Origin of the sequence: Nitratireductor arenosus (assembly GCF_009742725.1) — a bacterium.
Lineage (GTDB): Bacteria > Pseudomonadota > Alphaproteobacteria > Rhizobiales > Rhizobiaceae > Mangrovimarina > Mangrovimarina arenosa.
Genome location: NZ_WPHG01000003.1, coordinates 702,862 through 719,330 on the forward strand (window position 1 = coordinate 702,862; position 16,469 = coordinate 719,330).

Consider the following 16,469-nt stretch of genomic DNA (forward strand, 5'->3'; position numbering starts at 1 on the left):
CCGGACCCGGCATGCCTTCCCTTGTTAGTTGCGTCGGCCGCTGGCGCTGATCGCGACCGCGGCGACGATGATCAGCCCGGTCGTCAGGTCCTTGTAGAACGGGTCGGCGTTGAGGATGTTGAAGCCGTTATTGACGAGCGCGAGCATGAACACGCCGGCGACCGAGCGCCACACCGCGCCCTGGCCGCCATAGATGCTGGTGCCGCCGATGATGACGGCGGCGATCGCTTCCAGTTCCATGCCGGTGCCGGCCGTCGCCTGGCCGAGCGAAATCCGCGACACCGCGATCGCGGCGGCAAGGCCGGCTGCGAAGCCGTTGATGGAAAACGCGATGATCTTGATGCGCCGGGTGCGGATGCCCGACAGGATCGAGGCTTCCTCATTGCCGCCGACCGCGAACATTTTTCGGCCGAGCGTGGTCCTGTTGAGCACCACCGTCAAGATGACGGCGAATGCGATCAGCACGAGCACCGCGACATAGACCGGGCCGATCCGCTCGCGCCCGAGCCAGGTGAAGGCGTCCAGACGCACGGGAATGAGCGTGCCGCCGGTGATCAGGATCGCGATGCCGCGATAGACAAGGCCGGTGGCGAGCGTGGCCAGGAAGGAATGGATCTTCAGCGCGGTGATGGTCAGGCCGTTGACGAAGCCGAGCGCCATGCCGACCAGCGGCGCGGCGATGAGCCCGGCCACCGGGTGCACCTGCAGCGCCAGGGCGGCCGCGACCACGCCGCCGACGGCGAAGATCGCTCCCACGGAGAGGTCGAACCCGCCGCAGATGATGACCAGCGTCATCGCCGAGGCCATGATCGCCAGCGGCGCGTTCTGGTTCAAGATGTTGATCAGGTTCTGCAGCGTCAGGAACGAATCGCTGAGGATCGTCAGAAGAACGATCAGGGCCGCGATCATCACCGCCACGGCATAGGTTTGCAGGAACCGCAGCACCGGCAGCAGGGGGGCGGCGGATGCCCCGGGGGTCGTGTTGGTGGCACTCATGCGCTTTTCTTTGCCTCCTGCTGGTCCTGTTCGTGGAACAGGCGCCATATGACCTTGTCGACGGTGGTCTCGCGCGGCACGAACTGGCCCGTCACGCGTCCGCCCGACACGGTGTAGGCGCGGTGGGCTAGGCCCATCACTTCCTCGATCTCCGAGGAAATCAGAAGAATGCCGGCGCCGCGGCGCGCCGTCTCGCCGATGAATTCGTGAATGCGCCGGCGCGCGCCGATGTCGACGCCGCGGCTGGGCTCGTCGAGAATGATGATTTGCGGATCGCCAAGGATCCATTTGCCCATCACCACCTTCTGCTGGTTGCCGCCGGAATAGTTGACCACCTGACCGTCGACCTGGTTCGGATGCACGCCGAAATAGTCGACGAGCCGGGCGACCGCGTCGCGTTCGTCACGTTCGCCGATCAGGCCGAGCTTGGCGAATGCGCCGAGATGCGGCAGCGTCATGTTGGCCCGCACCGGCTGGGTGAGCACGAGGCCCTGTTTGCGCCGGTCTTCCGGCACCATCGCAAGACCGCGTGCGATCGCGGCGTGCGGCGAACGCTCATCGAACGGCTCGCCGTCGATTTCGACCGTGCCCGAAAGGGCCGGGTCGGCGCCGAAGATCGCACGCACGATTTCGGTGCGTCCGCTGCCGACCAGCCCGACCAGCCCGACAATTTCGCCCGGATAAAGCGCGAGATCGGCGGACCGCACGCCGGTTTCGGTCGACAGGCCGTGCACCGAAAGCAGCGGCGTGCCGCTGCGCCGCGGTTCGGGCGGCAATTCGGGATAGGCGACCTCCTTGGCCGACCGGCCGATCATCGCCGTAATCAGCGATGCCTTGGTTTCGTCCTTCGCCGGGCCGGTGCGGATAATTGCGCCGTCGCGCATCACGGTGACGGTGTCGCAGACGGCAAGCACGTGATCGAGGAAATGCGAGACGTAGATGATGGTGTGGCCGCGGTCGCGCAGTCGCGTCATGACGCCGTGCAGGCGCTCGGCCTCGTCATGGGTCAGCGAGGAGGTCGGCTCATCCATCACGATCACGCGCGCCTCGCGCGCCAGCGCGCGCATGATCTCGACCTTCTGCTGGTCGGCGATGCTGAGCGTGCCGGCCCGCGCCAACGGGTCGAGATCGAAGCCGGCGAATGCGGCGATCTCGGCCAACCGCGCTGCCTCGTCGCCGGCCAGAAAGCCGGCGCGGCTGGTCTCGATGCCCAAAAACACGTTCTGGGCGACGGTGAGGTCGGGCACCAGTTGCAGTTCCTGGTGCATCATGGCGACACCGCGCGCCAGCGCCTGCGGCGGGTCCCAATGCCCGACCGTATCGCCGAAGACGGTGAGCGCCCCGCCCGAGCGGGTATAGTAGCCGCCCACGATCTTGCCGACCGTGGACTTGCCGGCGCCGTTCTCGCCGATCAGGCCATGAATTTCGCCGGCTTTAAAGTCGATATCGATGTCGCGCAGGACGCTGACGCCGGAGAACGATTTGACGACGCCCCGTAGGCTGATGCACGGCGTGGCGTTGTCACCGCCTCCGCCCGGTTCGTGCCAGTGCGTCACCGTTTCGTCCATCGACCGCAACGTCCTTTCGCGATGTCGATCAGCCCGGGGCCGCTTCCTGCCGGCGCGGTTCGGTGTTGGCGGCATCGATGGCGCCGGCCTCGGTCACCGTCACACCATAAAGCGAATGCGCCGCCTCGCGCGAGATCGTGCCGGCGAGAACGTCGGCGAGCACCTCGTTTTCGGGCCGTGCCCTGGGATCGCCATAGCCGCCGCCGCCGCCGGTGCGGGTGACGACCAGCGTGCCTTTTGGAAAACGCTTGGCGCGCATCTTGAGCGGTTTTTCGACGGAGCCGTCCGGCAGCACGATATCGTTGTCCGGCCCGGCGCCGTCGCTGCCGCCCTTGATGCCCCAGGCCGGCGTCTTGGACCGTTCGAACCACAGCGCGCCGAAACAATCGTCGAGCAGCCGATAGCTGCGCACGACGCCACAGCCGCCGCGCCAGCGTCCCGCCCCGCCGGAATCGCGTCGCAGAGAAAACTCCTCGACCCGCACCGGGAACTTGGTCTCATAGACCTCGGCCGGCAGGTTGCGGAAGCCGCCATTGACGAGGTTGATCAGGGCGCTCTCGCCGTCTTGGCCGACCGTGCCGCCCCAGCCGCCGGCCGTCGGCTCGACGGAAATCCACTGGCCGCGCTCGGGATCCATGTCGAAAAAGGCCGCCACCATGGAATCGCCGTAGTGGGCGGCGGTCGCCTTGTGCGGCATCGCCTCGCCCAGGCAGGAAATCATCAGGTCGGCGAGCAGGCCGAGCCCGGTGAAATACCATTCGCAGGCCGCGGGCTCCTTGGCGTTGAACATGCACTTTTCGGGAATGCGCACCTCCATGGTCGAAAACGACCCGCCGGTGATCGCACGGTCCGGGTTGATCATGGTCTTGTAGGCGAGCCGCAGCAGGGAGCCGGTCTGCACCGCGCCGCAATTGATCGAGCCCTCGACCGGTCCCGACGAGCCGTCCAGATCGATGATCATGCGTTCGCCTTCGATCGTCAGGCTGAGCGCGACTTTCACCGGCTCGGTGCCGACGCCGTCATCGTCGAGGTAGCCCTCGCGGGAATAGGTCCCGTCCTTCAGCTTGGCGATCGCCTCACGGTCGAGCAGCCGCGCCTGCTCGAAGATGTTGGCGCAGGCGGCGCGATAGGTGTCCGCTCCGATCCGGTCGAGGATCTGGCCGAGACGGCGCTCGCCGGTGCGGATCGCCGTGATCTGGGCGTTGAGGTCGCCGATCGTCATGTCCTTGAGCCGAGTGTTGCGGGTCAAAAGATCGTACCATTCGGGAATCCGCTTGAAACGGCTGACGATGCGCGTCGGGCCGAGCCGCAGGCCCTCGTGGAAGATCGAGGTCGAGCCCATGGTCGAGCCGGGATCGATCGCGCCGATGTCCTGCCAGTGGGCGCGCGCGGCGCCGAAGCCGACGAGCTCGTCCTTGTAGAACAGCGGCCCGATGGCGGTGACATCGTGCAGATGCGTGCCCTGCAGGTAGGAATCGTTCAGGATGAAGATGTCGCCGGGATGGATGTCGTCGCCGTAACGGTCGAGCACCAGTTTCACACAGGCGTCGATCGCGCCGACGAACAGCGGTACGCCGGTCGACTGGCCGAGCATGTTGCCCTCTTCGTCGAGCAGTGCCACGGCGCTGTCGCGGCCTTCGTAGATGATCGCCGAGAATGCCGAACGCCACAGGGCGGCGTTCATGTCCTGGGCGCAGGAGATGACGAAATTGCGGACCACTTCCGTGGTGATCGGGTCGGCGTGAGCCATGGTCTGGTTCCTCCGCGGCCTAGCGATGTGTCAGGAGAAGCTGGCCGCCGGCGATCACCTCGGCCCGCCAGTCGGGCGGCAGCAGTGTCGTGGCGGTCGCCTCCTCGATGATGGCCGGTCCTTCGACGGTTTCGCCGGCTGCGATCTCGGAGCGGTTGACGATGGCCGTTTCGTGCTCGGTGCCGTCGAAATAGACCTTGCGCCCGCGCGCGGCGGTTGGCTGGGTCGCCCTTGGATCGGGAATGGCAGGCCGCTCCAGCGTTCCGAGCGCGGCGACGCGCAGATTGGCGACCTCGACCACCGCGTCGGGGCTGGAGTGGCCGTATTGGCGTTCATAGGCCGCGTCGAAGCTGCCGCGCACGGCGTTCAGGTCTACGGGGCCGGCCGGAACCGGGATCGTCAGCACATATTCCTGGCCGTGATAGCGAAAGTCGGCAAAGCGTTCGAAGGAGATCTCGGCGTCCGTGAAGCCCTCCTTGCGCAGGTAGTCGCGTCCGTTTTCTTCCAGGCTGTCGAATTTCTCGGCCAGGTCTTCGGGCGCGATCTCGTGCCAGTAACCGTAATAGGTCATCTTGAAGTCGTGCCGCACGTCGGTCTGCAGCATGCCCCAGGCCGAAAACGCCCCCGGCATCACCGGTATGATGACCTCCTTGATGTCGAGCTGCTGGGCCAGCGCCGCCGCCTGGGCCGGGCCGGCGCCGCCATAGGCGACCAGGGCGAAATCGCGCGGGTCGATGCCGCGTCGGATGGTGATGGTACGGATCGCATCGGCCATCTTGGCGTTGATGATGTCGATCATGCCCTGCGCCATCGCCTCGGTCGACATGTCGAACCTGTCGGCCAGCTTTTTCACCGCCATCCGCGCCTTGTCGCGGTCGAGCGTCATCGAGCCGCCGGCGAAGTTCGACGAATCGAGCCGGCCGAGCACGAGGTTGGCGTCGCTGACGGTCGGCTCCGTGCCGCCGCGCCCGTAGCAGGCCGGCCCCGGCACCGACCCGGCAGATTGCGGCCCAACGCGCACGGCGCCGGCCTCCTGCCAGGCTATCGAGCCGCCGCCCGCGCCGATGACGTGGATGTCGACCACCGACATCTGGATCGGCAGGCCTTCGAGTTCCGCCTCGTTGGAGGCGGAAGGCTGGCCGTCGATGATCAGGCTGGCGTCGAAGGAGGTGCCGCCCATGTCGACGCAGATCAGGTTCGGCCGGCCGGTGGTCTCCGCCAGCGTGCGTCCGCCGATCGTGCCGCCGACCGGTCCCGACAGCAGCGTCTGCAACGGCATCTCGGTCGCCGCGCCCGCCGTCATGGCGCCGCCGTTCGACTTCATCACGTGCAGTTGGCGCCCTTCGGGCAACCGCGCCGACAGCCGGCCCACCAACGTGTCGAGATAGCGCCGCACCACAGGCGCGGCATAGGCGTCCATCACCGTCGTCGACGTGCGCGCGAATTCTCGCCATTCCGGCGAGACCCGGTGCGACAGCGTGATCGCGATGTCGGGCAGGTGCTTGCGCAGATAGGCCTCTACGGCCAGTTCGTGCGCGGGGTTCTTGAACGAAAACAGCAGGCAGACCGCGATCGCCTCGTAGTCCTTGTCCCGCACTGCGGCGATGAAGTCGTCCAACTCGTTTTCCGCGAGTGGCGTTTCCACCTCGCCCTTGGCGTTGATACGTTCGTTGACGGTGTAGGTGTCGGGGATTTCCACCAGCGGGCGTGGTTTGCGCCAGTGGATGGAGAAGATCTCGCCGCGGTCGTTGCCCTGGATCGTGTAGACGTCGCGATAATTCTGCGTCGTCAACAGCGCCACGCGCGCGCCGCGTCGCGTCAGAACTGCGTTGAGGCCGACCGTCGTGCCGTGCACGAAGAAGGCGACATCGGCGCCCTCGGGCAAGTGGCGATCGACGCCTTCGATCACGGCGAGCGCAGGGTTGTCCGGCGTCGAGAGCACCTTGTGCGCCTCGCAATCGCCGGTGTCGGCATCCTGAAACACGATGTCGGTGAATGTGCCGCCGATATCGGCCGACACGCGATAGGACCTGCCCGTCACGTCAACTCTCCCAGATGGTCATTGCAGGTATGGCCGGCCGCGATGCAATGCGGCCGGCCGGAAGCGCCTATTGCGCCCACTCGCCCTTGAAGTCGGGATGTTCCTTAAGCACCGCGGCGTCAATCAGGGCCGGCACCGGTCCGACCTCGTCCATGTTGATCACGGTAGGCGCGTCCTTGCCCTCGAGCACCTTGACGACGGTGTCGAGTGCGTATTCGCCCATCGATACCGGGAAGTGGGCCAGGGTCACGTCCCAGCGGCCTTCGCGGATCGCCTCGATGGCGACCGAGGCGGCGCCGCCGCCGGACAGATAGAGGTCGGCGACGGATTTACCCGCTGCCTCAAGCGCGATCTCGACGCCGATCAGATGCTGGTCGGCGTTGGACAACACCACGTCAATATCGTTGTTGGCCTGCAGGATGTCCTGCATCACCGTCAGCGATTTGTCGGGATCGTAATTGCCTTCGCCGGTGGCCACGACCTTGATGTTGGCGTGCTTGTCCAGCACCGCGCGATAGGCCTCGTAGCGCAGATTGTCGAACGGATAGATGCGCTGGCCGATCATGATGACGACCTTGCAGGGATCGCGCTCGGCGCAGAATTCTACAACGTCCTCGGCCTGGGCGCGGGCGCCGTCGGCGGGCGGGCTGGCCACGGTCGCGGTGACGCCCGGCACCTGCGGCTCCAGCTTGGACAGATCCGGTCCGATCGGAAACAGTGCCGTGGCCAGCGGCTTGCCTGCCGCGCCGACCTGCTCGACCGCGCCGGCGATGCCCACCGTGTCGTTCGGCACGACGATGAAGGCATCGAACTGGCCGCCGGCCAGCACATCCTCGATCTGGCTGTACTGGCGCGCGGCGTCGAACTGGCCGTCATAGATGGCGGTTTCGATATTGCCGAGTTCCTTGGCCTTCTTCTCCACACCCTCATAGACGGCCTGATTGAAGCCGTTCTGGGCCGACGAAGCGAAGAAGGCGACCTTCCAGTCCTTTGCGGCCGCGGTACCCGAAAGGGCGAAGGTCAAGACCGCAGCCGATGCGGCCAGTCTTTGCAGCGAATTCATGATTGCGTCTCCTCCCACAAATGCAAACGAACCCTCTAGACGTCGAAGCGTAGTCATAATACAAACTTTATGCAACTGGAATTTTGAAACCGGAATTTTCGCTTTGCCGGTTCGCGCGCACTGGTTATTGAGCGGCCGATCAACGGCGGACCCATGCGGTTGCAGGGAGTAGGACGTGGCACCGAGCACGACGAAGAAGGCCAGGACGAAGTCTGGTGCGAGCGACGGCCAGGAGGGCGCACCGGCCAAACGCGGGCGCGGTTCGACGGCGGTGTACGAGGAATTGCGCGAGGACATCCTGTCGCTGCGCATGGCGCCGGGGACGGCTCTCGACGAGGTCGCGCTAGCGGCGCGCTTCGGTCTGTCGCGTACGCCGGTGCGCGAGGCGCTGTTGATGCTGTCGCGCGAGGATCTGGTCACGTTTCTGCCGGGACGCAGCGCCATCGTCACGCCGCACACGATGAGCAATGCGCACGAATACATGGACACGCTGATGTTGTTGTCGCGCGCCATCAACCGGCTTGCGGCCGAAGTGCGCACGCCAGATGCCCTCGCCGTCGTCAGGCGGTGCCAGGCACGCTATTCCACGGCGGTCGAGGGCGGCGATATCCACGCAATCGCGGCGGCCGACCTTGCCTTTCATCTCGCCATTTCCGAGGCCAGCGCCAACGGCTTTCTCGGCAATTTCTATCGGCTGGCGCTCGACTATGGCCGGCGCATGCATCTGTTGCACTACTACCCGATCTTCAATGCCGAGGAGGCCGAGCGCAGCCTTGCCGAGCACGCCGCCATGGCCGCTGCGATCGAGGCCGGCGACGCCATGCGCTCGGAGGAGGCGGCCAGCGCCCACGTGATGTCGGAACTGCGTGTGGTGCAACGCTCGCTGGAACCCAAGGTCGGCGTGAACTTTTCGCTCGGCAACGGATTGAGGAGCCCGAAATGATCGACCCAGAACTCAGGCAGGCCCGTCGGGAACGTCTGCTTTCGGCGATGGAGGCTACCGACGCCGAAGCGGTCGCGATCGTGCCGGGCGCGAATTTCTATTATCTGACCGGCGCCAATTTTCATCTGATGGAACGGCCGACGGTGCTGTTCGTGACCCGCTCCGGCACGATGCACGCCGTGGTTCCGGAACTGGAAAAGGCGCGCTGGGCGGCGTTGGCGCCGGAGGTGAAAACCGCCTACTGGCAGGATTCGGACGGGTATGCCGACGCCTTCGCCGCGGTCGCGGCCAGGCTCAACGCCTCGCGCATCGGGGTCGAGGGCCAGCGCATGCGCGTCTTCGAGGCGAACGCGATCCGCCACGCTTTTCGCGACACCCCGGTCATCGACGCGCATGCGGCGATCTCGCGCATGCGCCTGCACAAGGACGAGGCCGAGATCGCGGCGATCGACCGCGCCATCGCCATCAGCGAGGCAGCCCTGGCTGACACGCTGGCTGTGACCGTGGCCGGGATGAGCGAGCGCGCCGTGCGCGGGGTGTTGATGGCGGCGATGCTCGAGCACGGCGCCGACGGTGCCGCCTTCGATCCGATCGTGCTGACCGGCGCCGCCGCCGCCGATCCGCATGGCGAGCCGAGCGCGGAGCGCGTGCTGGCCAGGGGCGATGCGCTGTTGATCGATTTCGGCGCCGCCTGGGGCGGCTACAACGCCGACATCACTCGCACCGTTTTCATCGAGACGGTCAGTGACGAGCATCGCGCGATCTACGCGGCGGTGGCGGCCGCAAACGCGCATGGCCGCGCCGTTTCCAGGCCCGGACTGTCGCTGCACGAGCTTGACCAGGGCGTAACCGATGTGATGGTCGAGGCGGGGTTTGCCGATCTCGTCGTCCACAAGACCGGTCACGGCCTCGGCCAGGACGTGCACGAGGCGCCGCAGGTGATGATCGGCAACCATCAGGCGATGGAGCCGGGTATGGTGTTCACCATCGAACCCGGCCTCTACCGGCCGGGTGAGATCGGCGTGCGCATCGAGGACGACGTGCTGGTGACGCCACAGGGCTGCCGCTCTCTGACCGGCTTTTCCCGCGACCTGACCCTGATCGGCGGGTGAGATGATGACGACCGCCGCCGCCGGCCTGCCCGAAGCCGTCGCTCGCGGACCGGAGGCGCTGTTTGCGCTTTTGGCCGAGCGCGTGGCGCAGACGGTCGGATACGACCTTCTGACCGTGCTCGCGCCGACCCCCGGCGGGCGCGTGCTGACCCGGCTTTTTTCCTCCAAGCCGCACCAATACCCGCTCGGCGACGCCGACCGCGTCGAAGATACGGCCTGGTTCCGCCAACTTTTCGGCCGGGGCGAGCCGATTATCGCCAATGACGGTCCGGAAATCGAACGCTGGCTGCCCGGTTTCGACGTCTTTTTCGCCGAACAGGGTTATGGCGCGCTCGCCAATGTGCCGGTGATCGTGGCGGGCAGGCCCGTCGGGTTGGTCAACATGATGGGGCAGGCGGGGCATTTTTCGCCGGAACGGCTGGCTGCGCTGCGACGGCAACTGCCGCTGGCCGCGCTGGCCATACTGGCCGCCACTTGGACGACCCGCTGAGACGCGCCGGCCCGAAGACGATCTGCGGAAGAGAACAGTTATATGGGGATAGGCGGTGAGGAGCAGCAGCGCCGCTTTCGTAAGAAGCGAATGACTAATGCGGCAAGTTCTTCGCGCTCTGGGCAGGAGCTAAGATTGGAGGATGTAGTCCGGATAGCGATTGTCCGGCTGCTGAGCGCTAATGAATCCTGCTAGTGATAAGGTGAATAAAATCAATAGCTTAGGAGGATGGCTGGGGAACCTGGATTCGAACCAGGACCGACGGAGTCAGAGTCCGCTGTTCTACCGTTAAACTATTCCCCAACGGCAATACCGGTTTTCCCGCCTGGATGGCGACCGTGGCGGATCAGCACGCGACTGAACCGGATGCGCGCGCTTCTAGCATATCCGCCGCGCCGATCAAGCCTTTCCTGACGCGGCACGACTTTTGCAAAACGCGGCTTTCACCAGCCGCCCGGCGAGACGGGTCGATGCGCAAAGCCCTTGGTGATCGCGCTCGCCGCTGCTACATTGTTGGCAACTGAACGATTGCGGCGCCAGCGGCAACCATCGCGATTTGCGCGGCGCCCGAAGGACGGATGTGTGAAGGACCTCGAGGACGGCGACAAGACGCCGGACGCGGAGGCTCTCGGCCGTTTCCCCGGCAAACGTCGCCGCGGCAAACGCAAGGCGGCGCGAGCCAGGGCGCAAAACCGCGCTGATGGCGGCGATGCCGACGGAGCCGGAAAGCCGGGCGCCAATCCGCAGGACGCACAAAAACGCCGGCGTAAGAAGCGTCGCAGCGGACGCAGGTTTTATGTGCGCGACGCCGGCAATGCGGCCGCGCCGCATGCGGCCGGCGCGACGGGGGATGCGCCCGCGCGGCCGGCCGTCAACGGTCAGACGCAGACTTTGGACCCCGGCGCCGGGCAGGGGCGGGCGCATCGACACCACCAGGCGCCGTTCGTTCAGCCGCCGGCCTATGCCGCGCTCGATCTCGGCACCAATAATTGCCGGCTTCTGGTCGCCGTTCCCAACCGTCCCGGCCGGTTTCGCGTCGTCGACGCGTTTTCGCGCATCGTGCGGCTCGGCGAGGGGCTGACGGCGAGCGGGCGCCTGGCCGACGACGCCATGGCGCGGGCTCTCGAAGCGCTGAAAGTGTGCGCCGGCAAGCTCGAGGCGCGTAAGATCGCGCGCGCACGCCTGATCGCCACCGAAGCCTGCCGCGCCGCCGAAAACGGCGCAGAATTCATCGACAGGGTGCGCGAGGAGACGGGGCTGGCGTTGGAAGTCATCGACCGCGAGACGGAAGCGCGGCTGGCCGTGTCGGGCTGCGGTTCGCTGGTCGAGCGCGAAACACGCGGCGTCGTTCTGTTCGACATTGGCGGCGGCTCCTCAGAAATCGCGCTGATCGACATTTCCCGCCGGCGCAGCCGCCGGCTCGCCAACCATATCGTGTCCTGGACGTCGTTGCCGGTCGGCGTCGTCTCGCTCTCCGAACGCTTCGGCGGCCGCCATGTCACGCCCGAAATATTCGCCGCCATGGTCGACGACGTCGCCGGGATGATCGACGCCTTCGACGGCCGCGACCGCCTGAGAGAAGTCGCCGGCGGCGAGGGGTTCCACCTGCTCGGCACATCCGGCACGGTAACGACGCTCGCCGGTATTTTTCTGGAGCTGCCGCGCTACGATCGCCGCCGCGTCGACGGCTTGTGGATGAACGATGCCGACATCGACCGCATGGTCGCGACCCTGGTTGGCTGGGAGTTCGACGAGCGGGTGAAAAACCCCTGCATCGGCGCGGACCGCGCCGATCTCGTGCTTGCCGGCTGCGCGATCCTGGAGGCGATCCGGCGCACCTGGCCGGCGACCCGGCTGCGGGTTGCCGATCGCGGCCTGCGCGAGGGCATCTTGACCGAACTGATGGCGGAAGACCGGGTCTGGGACCGCGACCGCCGCGCACGGAGCCGCGTCTCGTGAAGAAACCAGATCCGAAACCGGGCGCGCGGGCGCTCAAGGCCCGGGTGAAAAAGAAGCGCGGCCTCAAGGCTTCGTCGCGGCGCTGGCTGGAGCGGCACCTGAACGATCCTTACGTGCACCGCGCCAAGGCCGACGGATACCGCTCGCGCGCCGCCTTCAAGCTGATCGAGATCGACGACCGGCAAAAGCTGCTCAAGCCGGGCGCGCGCGTCATCGACCTCGGCGCGGCGCCGGGCGGCTGGTCGCAGGTGGCGGTGCAGCGCATCGGCTCCGATCCGACTGCGCCTACCGTTGTGGCGATCGACTATCTCGACATGGACGCGATCGTCGGTGTGTCGTTCTTGAAGATGGATTTCCTTGACGACGACGCGCCCGAGCGGCTGCTCGAAGCGCTTGGCGGGGCTCCCGATGTGGTGTTGTCGGACATGGCCGCGCCAACCACCGGCCATAAGCGCACCGACCATATCCGCACCATGCATCTGTGCGAGGTGGCGGCCGATTTCGCCATCCAGGTGCTGCGGCCGGGCGGGCATTTTCTGGCCAAGACCTTCCAGGGCGGGACCGAAAACGATCTGCTGACCCGGCTCAAGCAGAACTTCGCCAGTGTGCATCACGTCAAGCCGCCGGCCTCGCGCGACGAGTCGGTCGAACTCTATCTGCTCGCCAAGGGTTTCAAGGGACGTCAAGACGAACGGCTCTGATCAGCGCGGCGGCAGCACCTGCGAGCGGGCGTTGTCGCCGCCCAGCCTGTGGCCGGAGACCGCGTTTCCGGCCGTCGGATGCAGTCTCCAGAACGGCAATGCCGCCAGGGCGGCGACTCCCGCGACGATGAAAAAGGCGATCTGGAACGCGCCGGCCTGAAGCGGCTGGCCGGAGATCATCGTCACGGCCTCCAGGATGACGCCGGCCAGCGCGACGCCGAGCGCGATGCTGACCTGCTGCGTCACCGCCGCGATCGCGGTTGCCTGTCCGGCTCTTGCGTCGTCGAGATCGGCGAAGACGAGCGCGTTGACGGAGGTGAAGAACAGCGAGCGCAGGAAGCCGGCGGCGATCAGCACCGCCATGATCACCCAGACAGGGGTGCCGGTGCTGAACAGGCCGGCCGCGGCGATCATCAGCGCCCCGCCGAGGGCGGCGATGACGAGCACGGTGCGGAAGCCGCCGCGTCTGAGCGTGCGCCGGGCAAAGAATTTCATGCCGATGGCGCCGATGGCGGCGGTGAAGGTCAGCATGCCCGATTCGAACGGTGTCATGCCGAAACCGAGCTGGAACATCAGCGGCAACAGGAACGGCGTCGCTCCCGAGCCGAACCGGAAGAGCGAGCCGCCGGTGATCGCGGCGCGGAATGTGGCGTTGCCGAACAGGCTGAGATCGAGGATCGGGCGCGGCGCGCGGCGCGCATGCGCGAGATAGAGCCCGGTCGCAGCAAGCCCGACGCCCAGCGTGACCATGCCGACGACAGGCGGCAGGGCCGGCAGGCTGACCACCGAAAGGCCGAAGACGATGCCCGCCGCCGCCAGTCCGGACAGAACGAAGCCGCGCATGTCGATCGGCGCCGTGCCTTCGCCCTCGGCTTCCGGCAGCAGAAAGGCGGCGGCCACGATGCCGGCGAGCCCGATCGGCACGTTGATCAAAAAAATCCAGTGCCAGCTCACGAAAGTGGTGATGAAACCGCCGACCGGCGGGCCGAGCAGCGGCCCGATCAGCGCCGGCGCGGTCAGCCAGGCCATGGCGGAGACGAGGTTGCCACGGGGTGTTGCCCTGACCAGCAGCAGGCGCGCCACCGGCGTCATCATCGCGCCGCCCATGCCCTGCAGGAACCGCGCCAGCACGAAGCCTGACAGCGATCCGGCAAAGGCGCAGGCGATCGAGCCGGCGACGAACACGCCGATCGCGGTGCAGAAGACGCGCCGTGCGCCGAACCGGTCTGCCATCCAGGCGCTGATGGGAATGAAGATCGCGACCGAAACCAGATAGGCGGTCAGCGCCAGCTTGAGCGCGATCGGATCCGTTCCGATATCGGCCGCGATCGCCGGCAGCGAGGTCGCGATCACGGTGGAGTCCATCTGTTCCATGAACAGGGCGACCGCGAGCACCAGCGGAATGGTCCGGTTCAAACTGCTGTCCTGTCTGCGATTCTTCTTCGTCGCCCGGGCGGTAGCACGTCCGGGCATGGCTGTCCTGTGCCAAAGCCGAAAATGGCCGGAGCCTGGACAGGGCCGTGGACCGGGGCGGTGGAACCTAGGCCTAGTCTGACGGGGCCGCGGCTCCGTTTTGCGCAATCTCGGCCGCGTAGCGCCGGGTTTCCTCGATCCGTTCGCCGGTCGCCGGATGAGTGGTCAGGATCGCGCCGTCGCCGACATCGCCGAAACGCGCGCGCATCAGCTCGAAGAACCGCGCGATCGCGGCCGGGTCGCGCCCGGCGCGCGCCATGATCTCGACGCTGTAGCGGTCGGCGTCGCGCTCCTGGTGGCGTGAATAGGACAGCGCCAGCAGTGCCGTCCCCTGCACCAACAGGTCCTGCACGCCGGAGCCGACATCGCCGCCAATCACCATGATGAGCCCGACGACACCGGCGGCGTGGTAAAGCTGGCGCAGGCTGTGATCGTGCTCGACATGACCGATCTCGTGCCCGAGCACGCCGAAAATGAGGTCATCGTCCGAACCGGCCAGTTCGATGAGTTCGTCGGTGATCACGAGCGTGCCGTCGGGCAGCGCGAAGGCGTTCGGGCCGATCGATCCGCCGTCGCGAAATTGCAGCTTGAACCGCGCGGCGCCGCGCGGGGCGAACGCGGCGAGTTCAAGAAAGCCGGTCGCGATCCCGGCGCGCCGTTGCTCGCTCAGCGTGCTCTGCGAAAAGACGGTCTCGTCGAGCGAGGCGAGCACGCCCTTGCTCATCAGCTCAGGCACGATTTCGGGTGTCGCCAACACCGCCGCCTCGACGAGAAGCGGAACGGCGAAGCGGTAGACGCCGACGGCCAGAAGCGCGACCGCAGCCACCAGCACGATCAGGCGCGGCCGAAAACGCTCGATCTCGACCAGCCAGCGCGAGCCGTGACCGATGGTGTCTGCGAGCAACCGGTCGACGCCGTCATTGTCGCGGCTGACGAACACGCTGTCGTCTGGGAAGCCGATACGCCGCGGCACCGACCCGACGCGCCGCGAGACGACGAGGCTCGATCGCGTGCCGCGCGCCAGGATCGCGCCGGTCTGCGTATCGCGCACGGCGGCGTCGTCTTCGTCGATGAGAAAAAGCTCGGCGGCGATGTCGCGCCCCGAGCGCGCGGCGTGCCATGTGCCGGTGACGGCGGGTTCAAAAGCCAAAGTCGAGCCCCTCCACGTCCATATATTCCGCGCCGACCGCGGCCCCTTCATCGGTAATCGTGTCGATATAGCTGTCGAGCGCGCCGACCGTGTCGACGGCGGTGCAGATGGCGAGATAGCGCGCCATGCGCACCGCGGCCCAGGGGCGCAGCAGGCCGAGCGTGAACACCGTGGCGATGAGATTGGTGATCGAAATCCAGACATAACGCCAGCGCCCGAGCGTGGACGCGAGCGCGTGGCGTCCGTCGATGACGGTTTCGCTGACGGCGGCGTTGCGCGAGCCGGCGTGGTAGAGCAGGCCGACGACCACGTAGAGCACGATCAGCGGCAGGAAGCCGACATAGATCAGCGCCAGCACCCCGGCGGTCAGCGTGCCGACGCCGCCGCCGCCGCCGACGATATCGGCGAGCTCGGAGCCGTAGAGATAGCCGAGCGCGACCGAGCCGGCGAGGAACAAGGCGATGCCGCCGCCAAACAGGATCGCCGGCAGCCACCATTGCCCGAACAGTTTCTCCAGACGCGGGTCGCAGTCGATCGGCCGGCCGCCATAGGTGAGATTGCCGAGCGTGTAGCTCCAGATCCAGCGCGAGGCGACGGGCGCAAGCACGCCCAGCGTACCCCAGGTCAGCACGCCGCCCGCCACATAGGCGAGCAGGGCGCCCCAATACCCGCCCTCGAAGTCGAAACGGACATTGCGGTAGCTCGTTACCCGGGCGCGGAAGCGCAGTCCGCGCATGACGAGATAGGGCAGGGCGAGAAAGAAGCCGATCACTAGGACGATGCTGAAGCCGGGCGCGAAATAGAGCGCCAGATTGTAAGTGGCGATCAGCGCCAGCGCGATGATGCGGCCGATCAGGATCTGGCGGGGCCTGGCGTGATATTCGAAACTGGCATCGCCGAGCCATGTGCTGCCGTGAAAAAAGCGCATGCGGCGCACCTTTGCCCAGGCCGAATAGATGCCGAGCGTCAGGATGGTCAAAAGCACGTTGATCAGCCAGATGCCGAAATATTCGCGCGCGGTCCCGGTGAAGACGAACGGTTCGCGCCGCATTGTCTGGTCGACGTCCCCGTCTTCACGTGTCGGTGTCGTCTCGTTCATGGACCGGTCGTTCCCGCCAATGCTCCGGTTGACCTGGCTCAAATCTTGGCCCCCTGCGGCCGGCACGGCAAGCGGAACCTTTTCGTGCCAAGCCTCAGATCATCGTCAGCAGTGCGATGAGCGC

The 16,469-nt window shown here is 66.5% G+C and carries 13 protein-coding genes and 1 tRNA gene; 5 read left to right on the forward strand and 9 right to left on the reverse strand.

What is annotated here, in order from left to right; all coding sequences use genetic code 11:
• Positions 1-24: 24 nt before the first annotated feature.
• The 5 genes from GN330_RS15335 to GN330_RS15355 all read right to left on the reverse strand — a co-directional run bounded on the left by GN330_RS15335 (position 25) and on the right by GN330_RS15355 (position 7,418).
• Positions 25-996 carry an ABC transporter permease gene (locus GN330_RS15335; RefSeq protein ID WP_156713534.1) on the reverse strand — a complete coding sequence of 324 codons (972 nt, stop codon included), beginning with the start codon at positions 994-996 and terminating at the stop codon, positions 25-27.
• The gene (locus GN330_RS15340; protein WP_197435183.1) at positions 993-2,564 is read right to left on the reverse strand and encodes a sugar ABC transporter ATP-binding protein; all 1,572 of its coding nucleotides are present in this window, start codon (positions 2,562-2,564) and stop codon (positions 993-995) included. The genes GN330_RS15335 and GN330_RS15340 overlap by 4 nt, the downstream gene beginning before the upstream one ends.
• A gap of 28 nt (positions 2,565-2,592) precedes the next feature.
• Positions 2,593-4,314 carry a hydantoinase B/oxoprolinase family protein gene (locus GN330_RS15345; RefSeq protein WP_156713536.1) on the reverse strand — a complete coding sequence of 574 codons (1,722 nt, stop codon included), beginning with the start codon at positions 4,312-4,314 and terminating at the stop codon, positions 2,593-2,595.
• Positions 4,315-4,333: 19 nt separating this feature from the next.
• Positions 4,334-6,355, reverse strand: coding sequence for a hydantoinase/oxoprolinase family protein (locus GN330_RS24010; protein ID WP_197435184.1), 2,022 nt, complete (start codon positions 6,353-6,355; stop codon positions 4,334-4,336).
• Between the two features lie 67 nt (positions 6,356-6,422).
• Entirely contained in the window at positions 6,423-7,418 is a 996-nt protein-coding gene (locus tag GN330_RS15355; RefSeq protein WP_197435185.1) for a sugar ABC transporter substrate-binding protein, read from the reverse strand.
• 175 nt (positions 7,419-7,593) lie between these two features.
• Between GN330_RS15355 and GN330_RS24130 the strand changes: the two genes are divergently transcribed.
• The 3 genes from GN330_RS24130 to GN330_RS15370 are packed head-to-tail and all read left to right on the forward strand — an operon-like array spanning position 7,594 to position 9,963.
• A complete protein-coding gene (locus tag GN330_RS24130) occupies positions 7,594-8,361 on the forward strand; it encodes an FCD domain-containing protein (protein ID WP_197435186.1) in 768 nt (255 codons plus the stop codon).
• Positions 8,358-9,473, forward strand: coding sequence for a M24 family metallopeptidase (locus GN330_RS15365; protein WP_156713539.1), 1,116 nt, complete (start codon positions 8,358-8,360; stop codon positions 9,471-9,473). The genes GN330_RS24130 and GN330_RS15365 overlap by 4 nt, the downstream gene beginning before the upstream one ends.
• 1 nt (position 9,474) lies before the next feature.
• Positions 9,475-9,963, forward strand: a complete 489-nt coding sequence (locus GN330_RS15370; protein WP_156713540.1) for a GAF domain-containing protein — start codon at positions 9,475-9,477, stop codon at positions 9,961-9,963.
• A gap of 229 nt (positions 9,964-10,192) precedes the next feature.
• Here the strand turns inward: GN330_RS15370 and GN330_RS15375 are convergent.
• Positions 10,193-10,266, reverse strand: a tRNA-Gln gene (locus tag GN330_RS15375).
• Between the two features lie 279 nt (positions 10,267-10,545).
• Between GN330_RS15375 and GN330_RS15380 the strand changes: the two genes are divergently transcribed.
• Both GN330_RS15380 and GN330_RS15385 read left to right on the forward strand, forming a co-directional pair.
• The gene (locus tag GN330_RS15380) at positions 10,546-11,922 is read left to right on the forward strand and encodes a Ppx/GppA phosphatase family protein (protein WP_343040718.1); all 1,377 of its coding nucleotides are present in this window, start codon (positions 10,546-10,548) and stop codon (positions 11,920-11,922) included.
• Positions 11,919-12,623: an RlmE family RNA methyltransferase gene (locus GN330_RS15385; protein WP_343040719.1), complete on the forward strand. Its 705-nt coding sequence runs from the start codon at positions 11,919-11,921 to the stop codon at positions 12,621-12,623. The genes GN330_RS15380 and GN330_RS15385 overlap by 4 nt, the downstream gene beginning before the upstream one ends.
• Here GN330_RS15385 and GN330_RS15390 read toward each other — a convergent pair whose 3' ends face one another.
• The 3 genes from GN330_RS15390 to GN330_RS15400 all read right to left on the reverse strand — a co-directional run bounded on the left by GN330_RS15390 (position 12,624) and on the right by GN330_RS15400 (position 16,345).
• On the reverse strand, positions 12,624-14,039 hold the full coding sequence (locus GN330_RS15390; protein WP_156713542.1) for an MFS transporter: 1,416 nt from the start codon (positions 14,037-14,039) through the stop codon (positions 12,624-12,626). It abuts the gene before it with no gap.
• A gap of 130 nt (positions 14,040-14,169) precedes the next feature.
• A complete protein-coding gene (locus GN330_RS15395; protein WP_246188693.1) occupies positions 14,170-15,246 on the reverse strand; it encodes a M48 family metallopeptidase in 1,077 nt (358 codons plus the stop codon).
• A complete protein-coding gene (locus GN330_RS15400) occupies positions 15,236-16,345 on the reverse strand; it encodes a YjgN family protein (RefSeq protein ID WP_156713544.1) in 1,110 nt (369 codons plus the stop codon). The genes GN330_RS15395 and GN330_RS15400 overlap by 11 nt, the downstream gene beginning before the upstream one ends.
• Positions 16,346-16,469: the final 124 nt, after the last annotated feature.

What these genes read in the sequence shown, in the direction of transcription:
- GN330_RS15345 (WP_156713536.1), bottom strand. Translation starts at nt 4,314, where the DNA reads ATGGCTCACGCCGACCCGATCACCACGGAAGTGGTCCGCAATTTCGTC.
- GN330_RS15370 (WP_156713540.1), top strand. Translation starts at nt 9,475, where the DNA reads ATGATGACGACCGCCGCCGCCGGCCTGCCCGAAGCCGTCGCTCGCGGA.
- GN330_RS15400 (WP_156713544.1), bottom strand. Translation starts at nt 16,345, where the DNA reads ATGAACGAGACGACACCGACACGTGAAGACGGGGACGTCGACCAGACA.
- GN330_RS15340 (WP_197435183.1), bottom strand. Translation starts at nt 2,564, where the DNA reads ATGGACGAAACGGTGACGCACTGGCACGAACCGGGCGGAGGCGGTGAC.
- GN330_RS15355 (WP_197435185.1), bottom strand. Translation starts at nt 7,418, where the DNA reads ATGAATTCGCTGCAAAGACTGGCCGCATCGGCTGCGGTCTTGACCTTC.
- GN330_RS15335 (WP_156713534.1), bottom strand. Translation starts at nt 996, where the DNA reads ATGAGTGCCACCAACACGACCCCCGGGGCATCCGCCGCCCCCCTGCTG.
- GN330_RS15365 (WP_156713539.1), top strand. Translation starts at nt 8,358, where the DNA reads ATGATCGACCCAGAACTCAGGCAGGCCCGTCGGGAACGTCTGCTTTCG.